Origin of the sequence: Streptococcus massiliensis DSM 18628 (assembly GCF_000380065.1) — a bacterium.
Taxonomy (GTDB): domain Bacteria; phylum Bacillota; class Bacilli; order Lactobacillales; family Streptococcaceae; genus Streptococcus; species Streptococcus massiliensis.
Map to the genome: position 1 here is coordinate 61,303 of NZ_KB904365.1, position 17,816 is coordinate 79,118.

Sequence of the window (17,816 nt, forward strand, 5' to 3'; positions counted from 1 at the left end):
GATAACGTTATGAGGCAACTCTTTGAAACTATTTTCTTACTCTTTAGACACTATCAAAAAAACAGACCTCTCAACGAAGCCTGTTTTATCATCTTAATTACCACCCATAAAAGCTTCTTCAAGACTTGTATAAGTGTAGTCACTTGTATCAATTGTCCATTTATCGTTCTTACGAGTCATCTTGATTAGGTAACCATTTTTATCCATATATTTAGGGGTATCTAATGGTGTGCTTTCAAATTTACTTGGAGCTTGTTCAAGAACATATTTTTCCGCAGCCTTTACAGCCTCTGAATAACTAGAATATTTTCCTGAGTTTTCTTGCACAAATTGTGATGTCAAGTCTGAGACATTTAAATTATCCAAGTCAATAACTTCAGGACGAACATAAACTTCTGCTGAGTCAGGAAGATAGCTCTTGATTGTGTAGGTTATTTTAGCACGTTTAGCATTAGCTTTGATATAAGCTTCTACAAATGTACGATATTCCGCATCAGAAGGTTTATAATAAGTAAAACTGTTACCAAAACTCTTAATAAAGTTTTGGATAAAATTATTCCGTTCTTTCTCAATATCGTTAGCTAAAACAAAACTCCCTTTTTTAGATGATTTATTATCAAGGAAAGTCACCTGACCGCTCTTACCATCCGTTGAGACGTTTGTTGCTCCTCCGCTGTTCTCGCCATTTAGAAAGACTTGGTCAACATAAGACTTAGCTAAATCCGTAATTTTTTCTGTGTTATCTTCAAATTTAGAGGCATCTACCTTGAGTTCAATATCTTTATCCTTTTTCTTAGCATCAAACTCTAAAGGAGAGTAGTGCAATTCATATTTTTCTTTAGGATTTACTTCATAAACGACGTAAGCACTTGCAGACTTGCCTTTTGCAATACCTTCATAGCCAAAAGTTTGAAATTTGTCATTTGAATCATACACATGCTTTGGTTCTAATTTTTCATCGTCTGAATTATATAGCGTGAAATCACTTTCTGAGATGTTCAGTTTTTTATCACTTGTATTTTTGACTTCAACTTTGAGTGCTAAATATTTATTATCCGCACTCTCATCTTGTGGTACCACATAAGTTCCACTCTTAATTTTTACTTCAACACCATTTGCAGAAGCAACTTCATTTCCCTTAGCATCTTTTTTAGATGCTTGTCCGCATGCTACAAGAGCAGATACAGTCAGTAAGACTGCACCAAATTTTAACAACTTCTTCATAAGGTCTCCTTATCTACTTGATAAGCTAAGAGGATTCTAATGAAAAACAAAGAATCACAGAGTTTATGCTAAAAGCTTTAAAATCAGCTTTAACATCTGTCTAAATCTACACCCTTATTCTACTAAAAATATGGCAAAATGTAAACATTTACTTTAATTTCATACGTTGAGTTATTTTAAAATAAAAAGAAAAACGTCCCAAAAAAGACGTTTCTCCGTTGAAGAATCTTAATTTTGATATAAATTTTTTACAGCTGCAATATCAACTGGTTGGATACTATAATAAGATCCGGAAGACTGCATTACTGAGATATTTTCATTATGTTCGAGACCGATTGCGTGCCCTAATTCATGCTCTGCCGTATTGACAATTCTTTCAAAATTATAGCCGTAAAGAGGATTACGCAAATAATACTGGTTTAATTTAACTGTAACATGTGTAAATCGCTTGGTCAGCAAATTTGTCTCCGACTCCGCTAGACCCGCCGCAGAAATACTACTATCATTTACATCTGTTGCCACAATATCGGCTTTTTGTTCACTATCACTTATTTCAAAAAGGAAAGCACCTGTCTGGTTCCAACTTTGAATCGCCGCTTCATAAGCAGATAGTATTGTTGTATCTTGGCTTGCAATATAAATCGTGGCTTTCGCTTGTGGCCATCTTGCCCCTTCGGTTGAAGTATGCCCGTCATCGGTTGGTGTTTTTATCTGATTATTTCCTAACCACTGCTGTAGCTGTTCGGAGGCTTGATAGACAAAATTAGTTAGTGAATTATTTGTATTTGTCGTGTTCTGACTACCTGATATTCTCCAATAAAGAAGAGCAAATATGAGCACTGACAAAACAAGCGTTATACCGACCAGTCGCATCAAAAATCGCCAAACAAATCTGAAAAAACGAAAAATAAATCTCATACCTTCTCCTCTCCTCAAAATGAAAGGGTATTGTACGAGATTTATCTTAAAACAAACTTAAATACAAAGCAATTTTTGTAAATGAAAGAATTTTAACTATTTTGTTATTTACTTTATGCCAACCTTCTTGATAAAACGCATGAAAGCGGCTTGCCCTTCTTCAGTACGTTTGTAAACACCAGCATCTTCAAGGACACGTGCAAAAATCTGGCCAACAGATTGACGTACAATATTTGTAACTGTTTCTTCTGTTACATTGGGATGAGACTCTTTAAGTTCTGTTGCCCAAGCCTGATGAATTGGTGCCACGGCATCACACTTGCCTAAAAGATAGTCTTCCACTTCTTGCAACTCTGTTTTTAGTCTTGGCGGTAAAATAGCTAACCCCATCACCTCTATGAGACCAATGTTCTCTTTTTTAATATGCTGAACATCAGGATGTGGATGATAGATCCCATCTGGAAATTCATTCGACGTTTGATTGTCCCTAAGAACAAGATCAAGTTCAAACTGACCATTGCGCATCCGTGCAATCGGAGTGACTGTATGATGAGGAATTCCTTGTGTTTCTGCCACAATCCCTACACTTTCATCTGAGTAACCTTGCCAAACCGTATGAATTTTATCTGCCAAATCAATCAAACTTTCCTTGTCTGCTGAGCGTAAACGAATGACTGACATCGGCCATTTAACAATACCTGCCTGCACATGTTCAAAGCCAGCAAAAGTAAAGAGACATTCCAGTTCTGCCTTGTCCATTGGAAAACTATGGCGTCCACCTTGATAATGATCATGAGTCAAGATGGAACCGCCAACAATTGGCAAACCAGCATTTGAACCAACAAAGTAGCCCGGAAATAGCTCTAAGATTGTCAAAAGTCGCTCAAAACTAGTCCGAGTGATCCCCATCGGAACATGCTCGCAGTTCAAAAAGATACAATGCTCATTAAAATATGCATAAGGCGAATACTGAAATCCCCATTCTTCCTCACCCAGATTAAAACGAATGATACGGTGATTCGCGCGCGCAGGATAATCTAGGCGCCCTTGGTAACCCTCATTTTCCATACATAATTGACAGGCCGGATAGTTACTTGCCTCACGCAATTTTGCTTTGGCTATTTCTTTGGGGTCTTTTTCAGGTTTGGAAAGATTAATAGTAATCTCAAGATTGCCATACTTTGTTGGAGTCGTGTAGGCGATATTTTTGGCAATTGCTTTTAGCTTAATATAATCATTCCGCTGGCTAAGTTGATAAAAATCAGCAATAGCTAATTGTGGCTTAAAGCCATGCTTATGCCAGAAACATTGATTCAGTTGACTGGGTGACGGAGTTATAAAATCCATAAGTTGAGCGCCTAAAATATCTGCTGCTGCCATAGTATCATCTATCACCCCAGCTTTTTGAGCATTGGCTACCAACTCATCCTTCAGTTCAATCAACTGTGTTTCTTTTGTTTCGACTGTCAATACCTGTTCGCCAACTAGCGCTAAGACACGATTTTTTAGATAAATGCGATCCAATTCTTCATATGATGAAACAGAAATCACACTTGTTATAAAGGCATCTAATAAATTCGACATGGCTTCCCCTTAGTCCAAGACCCGACTTCCACCAGCTACTTCAGCGATATAGAAACTTGGTGCATAGCCTACAAGGTCTGTATAAGTTTTTTCTACAGCAACTTTAAAATCTTCTACTGCGTCTTTATTGACTAAAGCAATGGCACAACCACCAAAGCCAGCACCAGTCATGCGGGCCCCTAGAACGCCCTTTTGTTGCCAAGCTGTGTGTACAAGAGTGTCTAACTCAAGCCCAGTTACTTCATAATCATGTTCCAAAGACACGTGAGAAGCGTTCATAAGTCGACCAAATTTTTCTAGGTCACCAGCTTCTAAAGCTACCTTGGCTTGGAGAGTACGTTGATTTTCTAGAACTGCATGACGAGCGCGTTTAAGTCGATTTTCATCCTGAATTAAGTAAGCATATTCATCAAAAGCCCACTCATCAAGCTCACCCAAAGTTTGAATATCCACTTTTTCTTGCAATCCTTCTACTGCTTTTTCACACTCAGCGCGACGCTCATTGTACTTAGAATCAGCCAACTCACGGCGTTTATTGGTATTCATAATCACAACAACATTATCTTTGAGATCCAGTGGTACCAGCTCATAGTCTAATGTGTTTGTATCCAAATAAATAGCTCGCTCATCAGCTCCCATTCCGATGGCAAATTGATCCATAATACCAGAATTAACTCCGATAAATTCATTTTCAGTTTGTTTACCAATTTTTACTAAATCTAAGCGTTCTAATTTTAAATCAAAGAGTTTCTCAGCAACAACCCCTGTCAGTAGTTCCAAAGATGCAGATGAAGACAAGCCTGAACCATTAGGGATATTACCAAAAACATAGATATCCATACCTTTGTCAATCACATGACCTGCTGCCTGCAAGAAATGTAGCACACCTTTTGGATAATTGGTCCAGTTATGCTCTTTTTCAAACGCCAAATTTTGTAAAGGAACCTCAATGATCCCCTTATCTGCAAAATTAGCTGAGTAAAAACGCAGAGTTTGGTCATCGCGTTTACGTGCTGCACCGTAAGTTCCTAAACTAATGGCCGCTGGAAAAACATGACCTCCGTTGTAGTCTGTATGTTCACCAATCAAGTTAATGCGACCTGGTGAGAAAAAGGTGTGATCTGGCGCTTGTCCAAATATTTCCTCAAAATTTACTCGCAATTGTGCTGCTGAAAGTTCGTTTGCCATAAAATGACCTCCATTTGTAAACGTTTTATTTAGTTCCATTTTACTACACTTTTAGTAAATTTTCAAGCATATTTACTAATTTTTAGTATATTTTTATTTATTATAGTAAGGAGTGCCACTATATTCTTTCATCCATTTAGGGATTTCTTTACTAATATCCGTCGGAAGAACCACATAGGCTTTTTGCGAGAGTTGGTCTGCGATTGCCGAGTGCAAGTAAGTCGCTGCCAGCACCCGCTTGAGCAGGCTTGTCTTAGAAAATTGCCCTGCAAAGCCCGCAATCATGCCCGCCAGAGTATCCCCCATACCGCCCGTCGCCTGATAAGGACCACCGACCGCTAGCTGATAACAGTCTGCCGCACCGCTTTGGTAAAGGGTTGTTCCATGCTTTTTCTGCACGACAATCGTCCCATGAGCAAAGCGATTGACCGCCTCTTGGTTAGCTGTATCACTCTGCTCAGAAAGCGGTAAGCCGCTCAGTCGCTCCCACTCCTTTTGGTGGGGCGTAAAAATCGTTTGGGCTTGGGAAAATGGCAAAGCTGCTTTGCTAAAGAGGGAAATGGCGCCGCCGTCCAAAATCAAAACCTGCTGCTCATTGACCCGCTCAAGTACGTTTTCAAGAACCTTCAACCCCAAGTCATTTTCAGCCAGACCTGACCCTACCAAAACAACATCCGCTCTTGCAATCCGCTCTTCTAACCTATCCTTGTCCTTGACATCAAAAGCCATAGCCTCAGGCAAATGACTGTGGAGAGCTGGGATATTCTCCCTATCCGTCGCCCCCGTCACCAATCCCGCACCGCTATGAACAGCCGCCAGAGCCGCCATGATAATAGCTCCGCCGTAAGGATAAGTCCCGCCAATCAAAAGCAAACGACCATAGTCGCCCTTATGGCTGTCCGTAGAGCGCTCCCGAATGACTTCATTTAAAATTGTTTGTTCCGTTATCTGTTTCATGATTTTGCCTCTTTTTCTCTATTTTACCACAAAAGAAAAGGGCTTTCAGCTAGAAACCCCATTCCAAAAATCAAGAGGCTGGAACAAAAGTTTGCAACCTCGAAAATCTGTTCGAAATATGTACAAGACGCTGTAACCGCGTCGAAGAACCTTTCGCTCTGCACTTGCTTTCTGCAAGCTAACCGCTCCCAGTCTTCTCCTTCTTTCAAGGCATTCATCGAATTCCTTGAAGCTTTGTTCTCCATTACAGGCTCCGGATTTTGACACAAGCTTTGCTTGTTTTATCCGCAACCTTACACAGTCCACTGGACTGTGTAAACGTCAGCCTAGAAACAAGAAAAGCTGACGAACTTTTCCTTTTACAGGAAGAGAAGCAAGTGTCACTTGCCACATCTCCAACTTCAAATAGTTCAGTGAACTATTTGAACTGTCCCACTTCCTTTTTATTCTGATTGAATTTTTTGATAGATAGCATCAGCTAAAATTTGATAACCTTTCAGCCCGAAGTGCAAACCGTCATTTTCTAGCCCCGTCATTAGTGTCATCAAATTTTCTTCAGTATGATTGAGAAAAAGCTGGTATAGATTGAGAAAGGCACAATCTGTATCAAGAGCTACCATTTGCATCGTTTTCACATACTCTTCAATAATTGAATTTTTCCGATATTGCTGTTTACTCTCATCAACAGGTGGTGGAGAAATTATACATAAATTTATATGTGTAAATTTCTCTCGAAGTCGTAAAATCAGCTCAAGCAAATTTTCTTTAAACTCCACTAAAGGAATCTGCTTATGAGTCGCTAAATCATTAGCTCCAATCAAAAGAAATAGGTAATCTGTTGCCGACTGAGACAAGATATCTGCTTCCAACCGCGCCAACAAGTCGCGAGTATTATTGCCTGAAACAGCTGTATTTATAACTTGTAAATTTGCTATCTTTTGTTTAAGCAAATAATTTAAAATCGGCTCTTCGTAACCTTCAAAACGAGCCGCTAAGCTATCTCCTGTAATATGAATACGCATTTAATTTTTTAAACTCCGGACAGCTGCTTCATAAGTCTGCTCCATGAGCATGGTAATGGTCATGGGGCCAACGCCTCTGGGAACTGGCGTAATCAGGCTCGCCACTTCCGCCACCTCGTCAAACTTGACATCGCCGATGAGCTTGCCGTTTTCATCGCGGTTCATGCCGACATCGATGACAACCGCGCCTTCTTTGACAAAGTCCTTGGTCACAAAATGCCCGCGCCCGATTGCCACGACCAAAATATCCGCTCTCTTGGCAATTTTCGCCAAATGGTGGGTCCGCGAGTGGGTCAAAGTCACCGTCGCATTTTTAGCTAGAAGTAGCTGCGCCATAGGCTTTCCGACAATATTGCTGCGGCCGATGACAACCGCGCTTTTTCCTTCTAGCTCAACTCCATATTCATGAAACATTTCCATAATTCCAGCTGGCGTTGAGGGAACCATGACTGGATGCCCACTCCAGAGCCGCCCCATATTCATTGGGTGAAAACCGTCCACATCCTTTTCAGGATCAATGGCTAGCAGCACCGCTTCCTCATCAATATGTTTTGGCAAGGGCAACTGCACCAGCACACCATGCCAAGTGGGGTCTAGATTGTATTTCATAATCAGGGTCAAGAGTTCCTCTTGGCTGACACTTGCTGGTAGCCGTACAATTTCACTACGAAATCCAGCTGCCAGAGCTGAACGCTCTTTATTACGGACATAGACCTGACTGGCTGGATTGTCCCCAACCAAAATCACGACCAACCCTGGTGTCACCCCAGTCTCTTCTTTTAATTTTGCAGTTTTCACTGCTAAAGCCGCTTGTTTTTTTTCCGCCAAGGCTTTTCCATCAATGATTGCCATAAACACTCCCTTATTTGTATTCCCTAAAATTATACCAAAAAAATGACCTCTTGAGTATTTGCTTTTTTCTATAAAGGGTTATAGATAAGAAAAAAACTGGAAGTTTAACTCCCAGCCCATTCTTTACACTTAATATAAGAGCTCGTAGATTTCCATTGCAATGAGGTCAATACTGTCAAAAGTAAAGGTTTCATGTGCAGCTACATCACGCAAGGTGAAAACTGAACCATTTTCCTCGTCATAGTTGTAGGCAACCTCGGCCACTACAACACCATCACGCTCAAAATTGCGTTTCAAAGTCCCTCCATCAGTCGCCATACTCTCAAGGCGGTTAATTATTCTTACTAAATGTGATTCCATTTTCTTACTCCTATTTACTTAGTACTCTTCCATTTTACCATAAAACACAGCCAATAGACTAGCAAAAGTACTGAATTTTAATAAAAATATACTACTTTTTCCAAGAATTGTTAAAAGTGAACATCAATTACTTGCATTGTAAATTTTTCCTGCTATAATAGTAGATAAGTAGTTTGACCTTTTCTGACCTTTTTAATTTAAGTCAAACAAATCTACTTAGAAAGTGTGTCAAATCTAAAATCCTAAGAAATCTGGTGTACTGAAAAACGTTTTTTAATTGAGTTCTATCCTTACTCAAATTTGTTAAACTTCTAACTGTTCTCATCTTTTCTTTCGATTTTTATGACCTCTTATCTTTCAGTAAAGGAGAAAATCTATGCTTTGTCAAAATTGTAAAATAAACGAATCAACCATTCATCTGTATACAAATGTCAATGGTCATAAGCAACAAGTTGACCTCTGTCAAAATTGCTACCAAATTATGAAAACCGACCCCAACAATTCACTTCTAGGTGGTATGACCAATTTGGGCAACACGCCAAGCGATCCTTTTAGTGACTTCTTTAATAACTTAGGAAATTTCCAGACTCCTCAAGAATCACAGACACCTCCAACACAATCTGGTGGCGGAAATGGTGGTTACCGTGGAGGTTCGGGTTCAATGAATGCCCAACAAACGTCCAAACAACCTAATGGTCTTTTGGAAGAGTTTGGAATTAATGTAACTGACATTGCTCGTCGTGGTGATATTGATCCGGTCATCGGACGCGACGAAGAAATCACGCGCGTGATTGAAATTCTCAACCGCAGAACCAAAAATAACCCTGTCTTGATTGGCGAACCTGGTGTCGGAAAAACAGCCGTTGTTGAAGGATTAGCACAAAAGATTGTTGACGGGGACGTACCACAAAAACTTCGTAACAAGCAAGTTATCCGCCTAGATGTGGTTAGTTTGGTTCAAGGAACGGGCATTCGCGGTCAATTTGAAGAACGAATGCAAAAACTCATGAAAGAGATCCGTGAACGTGAAGATGTTATCCTCTTTATTGATGAAATTCACGAAATTGTCGGCGCCGGTTCTGCTGGTGATGGCAATATGGATGCTGGTAATATCTTAAAGCCTGCCCTAGCTCGAGGCGAATTGCAGCTGGTCGGGGCGACCACGCTCAACGAATACCGGATCATCGAAAAAGACGCCGCTCTGGAGCGCCGTATGCAGCCTGTCAAGGTTGATGAGCCAACAGTGGAGGAAACGATTACTATCCTCAAAGGGATTCAAAAGCGTTATGAAGATTATCACCACGTTCGCTATACCGATGAAGCAATCAAAGCAGCTGCTGTTCTATCCAACCGTTATATCCAAGACCGTTTCTTGCCAGACAAGGCGATTGACCTTTTGGATGAATCTGGCTCTAAGATGAACTTGACTCTTAACTTTGTTGATCCTAAAGAGATTGATCAACGCTTGATTGAAGCTGAAAATCTCAAAGCACAAGCAACACGTGACGAAGATTACGAAAAAGCCGCTTATTTCCGTGACCAAATTGCCAAATACAAAGAAATGCAAAATGCTAAGGTTGATGAGCAAGATACCCCCATCATCACCGAAAAAGAAATTGAAGCTATCGTCGAACAAAAGACAAATATTCCTGTTGGTGATCTCAAAGAAAAAGAACAATCCCAACTAATTCATCTGCCCGATGACTTGAAAACTCACGTCATCGGGCAGGACGCCGCTGTAGATAAGATCGCTAAGGCGATTCGCCGCAACCGTGTCGGCCTCGGCAGTCCCAATCGTCCAATCGGTAGCTTCCTCTTTGTCGGACCAACTGGTGTCGGAAAAACGGAACTCTCCAAGCAACTGGCTATCGAGCTCTTCGGATCTGCTGACAGCATGATTCGCTTTGACATGAGCGAATACATGGAAAAACACAGCGTGGCGAAGTTAGTCGGAGCACCTCCAGGCTATGTTGGCTATGAAGAAGCGGGGCAATTAACCGAGCGCGTCCGCCGCAATCCTTACTCGCTCATTCTTTTGGATGAGGTCGAAAAAGCGCACCCAGATGTCATGCACACCTTCTTGCAGGTGCTGGATGACGGTCGTTTGACTGACGGACAAGGTCGGACAGTTAGCTTTAAAGATACCATTATCATCATGACTTCTAATGCTGGAACTGGTAAAATGGAAGCCAGCGTCGGTTTTGGTGCTGCACGCGAAGGTCGAACCAATTCCGTCTTGGGTGAGTTAAACAACTTCTTCAGTCCAGAATTTATGAACCGCTTTGACGGCATTGTCGAATTTAGCGCCCTCAGCAAGGAAAATCTCCTGCAAATCGTCAACCTCATGCTAGAAGACGTCAACGAGCGTCTGTCTAGCAACGGACTTCATCTCGATGTGACCGAAAAAGTAAAAGAAAAACTGGTCGACCTCGGCTATGACCCTAAAATGGGGGCGCGTCCGCTACGCCGTACCATTCAAGAGCATATCGAAGACGCCATTACCGACTTCTATCTCGAAAATCCAAGCGAGAAAGATCTCAAGGCAGTCATGACTAGCAATGGAAAAATCATCATCAAATCAGCTAAAAAAGTGGATCAAGAAGATGTCCAAACGGAAGTCATTGAATAAACATAAAAATCAACCCTAATTTTATCAGGGTTGATTTTTTTAATTATTTCACATGTTTTTCCAAGTCTTTTTGATATTCTTCATTGGACTTAGCTTTTTCTTCTAACCATTTCTTACGAGCACTTTCGTATTCTTTGGTTGTCACTGGATCTTTTTGAAGTTCTACATATTTGTAGTAATTTTTCCCTTTGTTCCCTACCAAAGCAAAAGATTCTACAAATGGCACTTTTCTTTGAACTCCTGGAGCACCACCACTAGAATAAAGTGGCAATATCAAGCTGCTATCTGACAGCCATGCTTGTGCCGCTGCATATTTTTCATAGCGTTTAGCAATATCTGTTGTTTCACTATTCGCATCGTCCAAGAGTGTTTGGTAGTCATTGAGTCCTACCTTATTAATTAGCTCGGTATCTTTTTCTCCTAGTCCTAACTCTTTAAGATTATTCCCATTTTTAGGACTAAAGATATCCAAGTAAGAAGACGGATCAGCATAGTCAGGCGACCAAGCCAAACCATACATATCATAGTCTTTTTGTGCAGGTGTTTCTGCGAAGAAACCGACATTGTTATAGTCATCTTCTGACATCATATTCAAGTCAACTACAACATTTTCTTTACCCAAAGCTTCTTCAACGGATTGTTTAAAAGAGCTTTCTCTCTGTACCAAATCTTGCGCATTTTGTGATACAGGTACATCGAGGTGAATTGGGAATTCAACTCCTTCTGCTTGTAGAGCCTCCTTGGCTTTAGCAAACTCAGCTTTAGCCTTATCTACATTGTGAAGATTGTCTTGACCATCTGCCAGACTAACCCCTTTCCACTCATCGCCAAGAGTAGGAAGTTTTTCATCAACAATTTGTCCAAAATCTTTATCACCTACTTGGACAAAATTTGTAGGTACCAGCGATGTCCGAAGAATATGACTAGCCCCTTCTTTACCATTCACCTGTGCTGCATAGGCCGTACGATCAACAGCAAAATTGATAGCTTGACGGAAATCTTTATTTTGTACTGCTTTTTGCGTAGAAGTTTTTTGTGCTTCCGTCGTCTTAGCCGTATGACTGTAGCTTTGACGATTTACATTGAAGTAATTAAAAGCGGTATCTGCACTTTGGGCTGTGTAAAAGAGATTGTTCTTATATTTCTTTTCGACAGAAGCATAGTTTGAACTGGTTGGGAAAACCCGCGCTTGAGAATAGGCACCATCACCAAAACCACGAATTAATGTTTCTACATCTTGACCATCATAGTAAGACAATTTGATGCCATCAATCTTAACCTTGTCCTTATCCCAATAATGTTCATTCTTGCTATACTCAATGACAGATTTAGAAGTCATATTTTTGAGAAGGAATGGTCCATTGTAAAGGATACTAGTCGGGTCTCCTGCTTTACCAAAATCTTTACCTTTAGAATTCAAAAATTCTTCATTAACCGGATAAAGAATTCCCATGGTAGTTTTAGAATTCCAAAAACTTTCTGGCTGATTTAAAGTATACTGAATCGTCTGATCATCAACTGCTTTAATTCCAACATGACTAAAATCTTTATCGTCGCCCTTGACATAGGCATCTAGCCCCTTGATAGAGTTTTGCACAAGGAAGAGAGCACTAGATTTAATGTCAGCTGCATGTTTAAGCCCTGCAACAAAATCTTGAGCTTTCACCGCTGCATACTCTTCACCTTCGTTAGTGTACCATTTAGCACCTTTGCGGATCTTATAAGTATAGGTCAGACCATCTTTAGATACTGTCCAATCTTCAGCTAGCGATGGTGCTAAATTCCCATATTTATCATTTTCCAAAAGCCCATCAACACCTTGTGATACTGTCTCTGACACTGTTGCTTTAGTGGTGTTCAGATAGTCTAAAGTATCTGGCTCAGTTGTATAAACATAAGAGTAAATACTACTTGCACTCTTGCTATTACCGCTACAAGCTACAAGTAAAACTGTTGAAGCAAGAGTAACACCTGCTACAGCAAACCATTTCACTGATTTTTTCATAATAGTCCTCCATAAAATCATTGATTGACATAATCTATTATAACGAATATTTGAAAAATTTCAATTCTTTTTGGTCAACTATATAAATAAAAATAAATTTTATGTGGGCTTTTTGTATATTTTTTGCTATAATACCAGTAAACAAATGTAGAAAAGAGAAAACTATGACCATTCCTACCTTTGGTAAAAAAGTAGAAGGTGTACCTTATCAGAATCGCTACGGCGTCTATGCCGTCATTCCCGACACTCATAAGGAAAAAATCATTCTGGTGCAAGCGCCCAACGGCGCTTGGTTTTTACCCGGCGGCGAGATTGAAGCAGATGAAGACCAACTGACAGCACTTAAACGCGAATTGATTGAGGAATTGGGCTTTACGGCGCAAATCGGACAGTACTACGGTCAGGCCGATGAGTATTTTTATTCTAGCCACCGTGATACTCACTTTTACAATCCTGCTTATATTTATGAGGTAACTGCTTTTGAGCAAGCTCAAAAACCTTTAGAAGACTTTAACAACCTTGCTTGGTTTCCTGTTGATGAGGCAATAGAGCATTTAAAAAGAGGCAGTCACAAATGGGGTGTAAAAATGTGGAAAAATGAACATATCTGCTAAAAGATAGTTTCATAAATTCTAAAAAAGTGCTATAATGAACTTAACTTAGAAGACGGTGCAAATGTGTAAGATCATTTAATGATCATCTTACACCTATCAGGAGGAATGCTTATGAAACTCATTAACACGACTAATAGCCACTCGAAACTTGTCCAAAGCCAATTAGAGAGTACCGATGCCTCTTTAGTAGAGACCTACTCGGCTGGCAATACTGATGTAGTTTTCACTCAGGCACCTAGCCACTATGAAATTTTGATTTCAAATCATCATCGCGCTATTCGAGAAAAGGAAGTAGAAGTGATTCGTAATTTCTTCCTCAAGCGTAAAATTGATACAAAAGCTATTGACAATGAAGGAATTAGAACTCTTTATTCCGATAAATTGATTGAAATTTCCATTCCTATCAAATAAAAAATAAGCTAAGCTAGCTTATTTTTTTGTTTTCTGCTGATAAATCATGGCTAAATGCGGCGTACTCTCAAAAATGAAGGGCTCTCCTACCGCTTCAAAGCCATACTTTTCATAGAGGGCGACCACCTGCTCCTGCGCTTCGATGTGAATATCCTTGCTTTCCCTAGCTGCTTCTTCCAAGATTTGCTCAATCAAACGACCGCCCAAGCCTTGACCACGAGCTGCTTGAGCTGTCACCACGCGACCAAAAACAAGATGTTCATTTTCCTCAAACAGCCGGGCATAGGCATCCACTTGCCCTGACGCATTTTTATGGAAAATATGCAGAGCAGCCAAATCTTTATCGTCCAGCTCATGGTAAATCCGCTCCTGCTCCACCACAAAGGTATCAATCCGCAATTTTAAAATCTGATAAAAATCCTCTACGTTCAACTCAGCTAATTTCTTCCTATACCACATACTTGTTTCCTTTCAAAAAATATTATATAATAATTGCAAATACAACTATTTCAAGAGGTAATGATGACATCATTAGACATTTTTAGACAGCTAGGAACGATTTCCAGACAGGCCATGCTTGCTATGAATAAAAGAGCCAGCCAGTTTGGGCTTGATAACAATCTTTTTCTCTATCTGACCCGCATCGTTGAAAATGAAGGGCTGAGCCAGTCCGCTCTAGCAAACATGCTCCAAATTGACAAGACGACAATCAGCCGCGCCCTTAGAAAACTAGAGGACAAGGGCTTGATTAAAAAGGAACTGGCTTCTAATAACAAAAAGCTCAAGCATCTCTATCCGACAGAGGCGGCTCTAGACATCTATAATCAACTTTTGACCTTTGAAGAAGATTACACGCAAAGAGCCCTGCTTGACTTGACTCCTCTGGAAAAAATGCAGCTGACGCAATTATTGGCTCGCTTCAAATCCTTTTAAACCTTCTCTTTATTTTAACACATTTTAGTTGCGTTTGCAACTATTATCCAAAAACAAACTCCACCTGAAAGTGGAGTTGATTTTTTATTTTTCTTCAAAGCCTTCTGCTACTGCCTCAGCAAAATTTTCCTCCAAAATCGCTGCACAGTGGTCGCAGACAGTTGCTAAATGCGGATTTGGATTGCTACCAACTGTCTCATCAAGGCGACGGCAACGCTCACAAACTTGACCGCTCGCATGCTCCACCTGAAAGGCGACATCTTCAAAAGCCAGAGCATCCGCAGGAGCCGCTTCTTCTGAAATGGTTAATTGCGAAACGATGAGAAGCTGAGCCACATTGCTATTGACCGCTTCAAGCAAGGTTTTCACAACTTCATTTGGATAGACCGTCAAGTGAGCTTCCAAGGATTTACCGATTACTTTTTCAGTCCGCGCTTCTTCCAAGGCTTTCTGCGCTTGCGTACGGAAATCCATAAAGGCAGACCAAGTGTCCAAAATTTCCTCTTGATTTGGGAAGGTTTGGGCTTCTGGCAATTCAGCCAGCTGAACATAGTCTTCAGCCTCGTGCTCCAAGTAAGACCAGATTTCCTCTGCTGTATGCGGCAGGATTGGCGTCAACAATTTCGTGATTTTTACTAAAATATCATAGAAAACAGTTTGCATCTGGCGGCGTTCCAACGACTTAGCCCCTTCGATATAGACGACGTCCTTGGCAAAGTCCAGATAGAAGGCAGACAAGTCGACCGTCACAAAATTCACAATCGCCTTGTAAATGGTCAGAAATTCAAAATTTTCATAGGCCTTGCGAATGGTCGCTACTAGCTGATTGAAGCGAATAGTCATGTACTTGTCTACCGAGCGCAGCTCGTCATAAGCAACCGCGTCTTCTCTCGGGTCAAAGTCAGAAGTATTGGCCAGCAAGAAACGCAAGGTGTTACGGATTTTACGATAGGTCTCAGAAACCTGGCTGAGAATATCCATTGAAATCCGCACATCGTTGCTTGAGTCGACAGAAGTCACCCAGAGCCGCAAGATTTCAGCACCGAATTGCTTTTCTACATCGCTCGGAAGAATGGTATTGCCCAGCGATTTAGACATTTTCTCGCCCTTACCGTCCAAGGCAAAACCTTGTGACAGGATTTGCTTGTAAGGAGCTATGCCGTTTGACGCGACTGAAGTGATGAGCGAGGAGTTAAACCAACCACGGTACTGGTCGGAGCCTTCCAAGTAGAGGTCGGCTGGGTAGGTCAATTCTGGGCGATTTCTCACCACACCATTCCAGGACGAACCAGAGTCGAACCAAACATCCATGATGTCTGTTTCCTTGACAAACTCGCCATTTGGCGAAGCGGGGTGGCTAAATCCTGCTGGCAAGAGGTCTTTTGCCTCGCGTTGCCACCAGACGATAGAGCCATGCTCTTCAAATAGCTGCGCTACGTGCTCAATCGTTTCCTCGGTCATAATCGGCGTCCCGTCTTCAGCGTAGAAAATTGGCAGCGGCACACCCCAAGCACGCTGGCGAGAGATGACCCAGTCACCGCGGTCGCGAATCATATTGTAAAGGCGCACCTTGCCCCATTCAGAATGGAATTTGACCTTTTCGACTTCGTCCAAAATCTCCTGACGGAATTTGGAAACAGAGGCAAACCACTGCGGCACTGCCCGCCAGATGATTGGCTTTTTCGTCCGCCAGTCGAATGGATAGGAGTGGCTGATTTCGTCTTCCGCAAGAAGAAGCGAGCCTAGTTTCTCGATGACTGTTGGCGTGACCTTATCATAGAATTGTCCAGCAAAGTCAGAACCAGCATTGTCCATCATAATCCCGCGTTCGTTGACCGTCACAGCTACTTCCAGTCCATTCGCTACCCCGACATTATAGTCGTCTTCACCAAATCCCGGCGCCGTGTGGACAATCCCTGTACCAGAATCAAGGGTTACGTGTTCCCCCAGAATCACCAATTCATCTACTTCTTCATCCCAAGGATGCTCTGTCACGATGTGATTGAATTCCGCACCGCGATAGGTTGCCAGAACTTGAGGATTTTCCCAATCGAAACGCTCAGCCAAGCTATTCAAAAGGTCAGCGGCGATGACAAATTTTCGCTCATCATTTTCAGGCTTAACCACCACATAGTCAAAATCTGCACCGACAGTCAAACCGCGTGAAGCTGTCACCGTAAATGGTGTCGTCGTCCAAACCACGATATATGTGTCTCTATCGAGCAAGCCTTTGCCGTCTTTGACGCGATTGGCATAGTAAAGCGAGGTCGAAACTAAATCATGATATTCAATTTCTGCTTCAGCAAGAGCAGACTCAGATGACCAAGACCAATAAACAGGCTTGGCGCCGCGGTAAATGTAACCCTTTTTAGCCATTTGGCCAAAGACACGAATTTGAGCAGCCTCATAATCTGGCGTCAAGGTCACATAAGGATTGTCCCAGTCGCCAGAAATTCCCAAACGCTTGAAGTCCTCGCGCTGCTTATCTACCTGACTAAGCGCATAATCCCGACACATGCCAAGATATTCAACCAGGTCGAGCTCCTTGCGCTTGACTCCTTTTTTAGCCAAAACTTGCTCAATCGGCAGCCCGTGCGTGTCCCAACCCGGAATATAAGGCGCATAAAAACCAGACATTGACTTGGAACGAACAATAATATCTTTGGAAATTTTGTTCATAGCATGGCCGACATGGATATTTCCGTTAGCATAAGGAGGGCCGTCGTGCAGCGTAAAGTGAGGTTTGCCCTCATTTAATTCTTGCCGCTTTTGGTATAATTTTGCCTCATCCCATTCTTTTTGCCAGATTGGTTCCTTGTTGGGTAGCCCTGCCCGCATGGGAAAGGCGGTCTTGCCTAGATTGAGCGTTTCTTTTAATTTCATTTCTATCCTCGCATTTAAAAATATAAAAAAGCACCAGAGTTCCTAAAAGGACGAAAACTCGTGGTACCACCTTCGTTCGAGAAAAAACAAACGTTCTTTCTCCTCTTAGCCGGTAACGTCAGCTAGACGTCTAGACTTACTTGCTTCAGCCTAGATTTTGTAAAATGATAAGTCTGACAAAAGGGATTGCAGGACTTCCACCCTCACCTGCTCGCTAGAAATATCTTGTCAGCCTC

General features: G+C 41.5%; 15 protein-coding genes. 4 read left to right on the plus strand and 11 right to left on the minus strand.

Annotation, left to right across the window (positions count from 1 at the left end; genetic code table 11):
• Positions 1 to 93: 93 nt before the first annotated feature.
• The 8 genes from A3I3_RS0100915 to A3I3_RS0100955 all read right to left on the minus strand — a co-directional run bounded on the left by A3I3_RS0100915 (position 94) and on the right by A3I3_RS0100955 (position 8,105).
• Positions 94 to 1,224, minus strand: a complete 1,131-nt coding sequence (locus A3I3_RS0100915) for a DUF4352 domain-containing protein (RefSeq protein WP_018370860.1) — start codon at positions 1,222 to 1,224, stop codon at positions 94 to 96.
• 228 nt (positions 1,225 to 1,452) lie between these two features.
• Entirely contained in the window at positions 1,453 to 2,142 is a 690-nt protein-coding gene (locus A3I3_RS0100920) for a zinc metalloprotease (protein WP_018370861.1), read from the minus strand.
• Positions 2,143 to 2,250: 108 nt separating this feature from the next.
• Positions 2,251 to 3,726, minus strand: a complete 1,476-nt coding sequence (galT, locus tag A3I3_RS0100925) for a UDP-glucose--hexose-1-phosphate uridylyltransferase (RefSeq protein WP_018370862.1) — start codon at positions 3,724 to 3,726, stop codon at positions 2,251 to 2,253.
• A gap of 9 nt (positions 3,727 to 3,735) precedes the next feature.
• Positions 3,736 to 4,914: a galactokinase gene (locus tag A3I3_RS0100930; RefSeq protein WP_018370863.1), complete on the minus strand. Its 1,179-nt coding sequence runs from the start codon at positions 4,912 to 4,914 to the stop codon at positions 3,736 to 3,738.
• 93 nt (positions 4,915 to 5,007) lie between these two features.
• Positions 5,008 to 5,871, minus strand: coding sequence for an NAD(P)H-hydrate dehydratase (locus A3I3_RS0100935; protein WP_018370864.1), 864 nt, complete (start codon positions 5,869 to 5,871; stop codon positions 5,008 to 5,010).
• A gap of 443 nt (positions 5,872 to 6,314) precedes the next feature.
• Positions 6,315 to 6,893: a DUF459 domain-containing protein gene (locus tag A3I3_RS0100945; RefSeq protein ID WP_018370866.1), complete on the minus strand. Its 579-nt coding sequence runs from the start codon at positions 6,891 to 6,893 to the stop codon at positions 6,315 to 6,317.
• Positions 6,894 to 7,745, minus strand: coding sequence for a bifunctional methylenetetrahydrofolate dehydrogenase/methenyltetrahydrofolate cyclohydrolase (locus A3I3_RS0100950; protein WP_018370867.1), 852 nt, complete (start codon positions 7,743 to 7,745; stop codon positions 6,894 to 6,896). It abuts the gene before it with no gap.
• A 129-nt stretch (positions 7,746 to 7,874) separates the two neighbouring features.
• Positions 7,875 to 8,105: a DUF1797 family protein gene (locus A3I3_RS0100955; protein ID WP_018370868.1), complete on the minus strand. Its 231-nt coding sequence runs from the start codon at positions 8,103 to 8,105 to the stop codon at positions 7,875 to 7,877.
• Positions 8,106 to 8,481: 376 nt separating this feature from the next.
• On the opposite strand from A3I3_RS0100955, the gene A3I3_RS0100960 reads away from it, so the two are divergent.
• Complete coding sequence (locus tag A3I3_RS0100960) at positions 8,482 to 10,734, plus strand: ATP-dependent Clp protease ATP-binding subunit (RefSeq protein ID WP_018370869.1); 2,253 nt, start codon at positions 8,482 to 8,484, stop codon at positions 10,732 to 10,734.
• Between the two features lie 43 nt (positions 10,735 to 10,777).
• Here the strand turns inward: A3I3_RS0100960 and A3I3_RS0100965 are convergent, their stop codons facing one another.
• On the minus strand, positions 10,778 to 12,739 hold the full coding sequence (locus tag A3I3_RS0100965) for a peptide ABC transporter substrate-binding protein (protein ID WP_018370870.1): 1,962 nt from the start codon (positions 12,737 to 12,739) through the stop codon (positions 10,778 to 10,780).
• A gap of 164 nt (positions 12,740 to 12,903) precedes the next feature.
• Here A3I3_RS0100965 and A3I3_RS0100970 point away from each other — a divergent pair, with 164 nt between their 5' ends.
• Entirely contained in the window at positions 12,904 to 13,353 is a 450-nt protein-coding gene (locus A3I3_RS0100970; protein WP_018370871.1) for an NUDIX hydrolase, read from the plus strand.
• 111 nt (positions 13,354 to 13,464) lie between these two features.
• Positions 13,465 to 13,764 (plus strand): DUF1827 family protein, encoded by a 300-nt coding sequence (locus tag A3I3_RS0100975; protein WP_018370872.1) that lies wholly within the window; start codon positions 13,465 to 13,467, stop codon positions 13,762 to 13,764.
• Positions 13,765 to 13,782: 18 nt separating this feature from the next.
• Here the strand turns inward: A3I3_RS0100975 and A3I3_RS0100980 are convergent, their stop codons facing one another.
• Positions 13,783 to 14,223 carry a GNAT family N-acetyltransferase gene (locus A3I3_RS0100980; protein ID WP_018370873.1) on the minus strand — a complete coding sequence of 147 codons (441 nt, stop codon included), beginning with the start codon at positions 14,221 to 14,223 and terminating at the stop codon, positions 13,783 to 13,785.
• 63 nt (positions 14,224 to 14,286) lie between these two features.
• Between A3I3_RS0100980 and A3I3_RS0100985 the strand changes: the two genes are divergently transcribed.
• Positions 14,287 to 14,697 carry a MarR family winged helix-turn-helix transcriptional regulator gene (locus A3I3_RS0100985; RefSeq protein ID WP_018370874.1) on the plus strand — a complete coding sequence of 137 codons (411 nt, stop codon included), beginning with the start codon at positions 14,287 to 14,289 and terminating at the stop codon, positions 14,695 to 14,697.
• An 84-nt stretch (positions 14,698 to 14,781) separates the two neighbouring features.
• On the opposite strand, the gene ileS is transcribed toward A3I3_RS0100985, so the two are convergent.
• Entirely contained in the window at positions 14,782 to 17,580 is a 2,799-nt protein-coding gene (gene ileS, locus A3I3_RS0100990; RefSeq protein ID WP_018370875.1) for an isoleucine--tRNA ligase, read from the minus strand.
• Between the last annotated feature and the right edge of the window lie 236 nt (positions 17,581 to 17,816).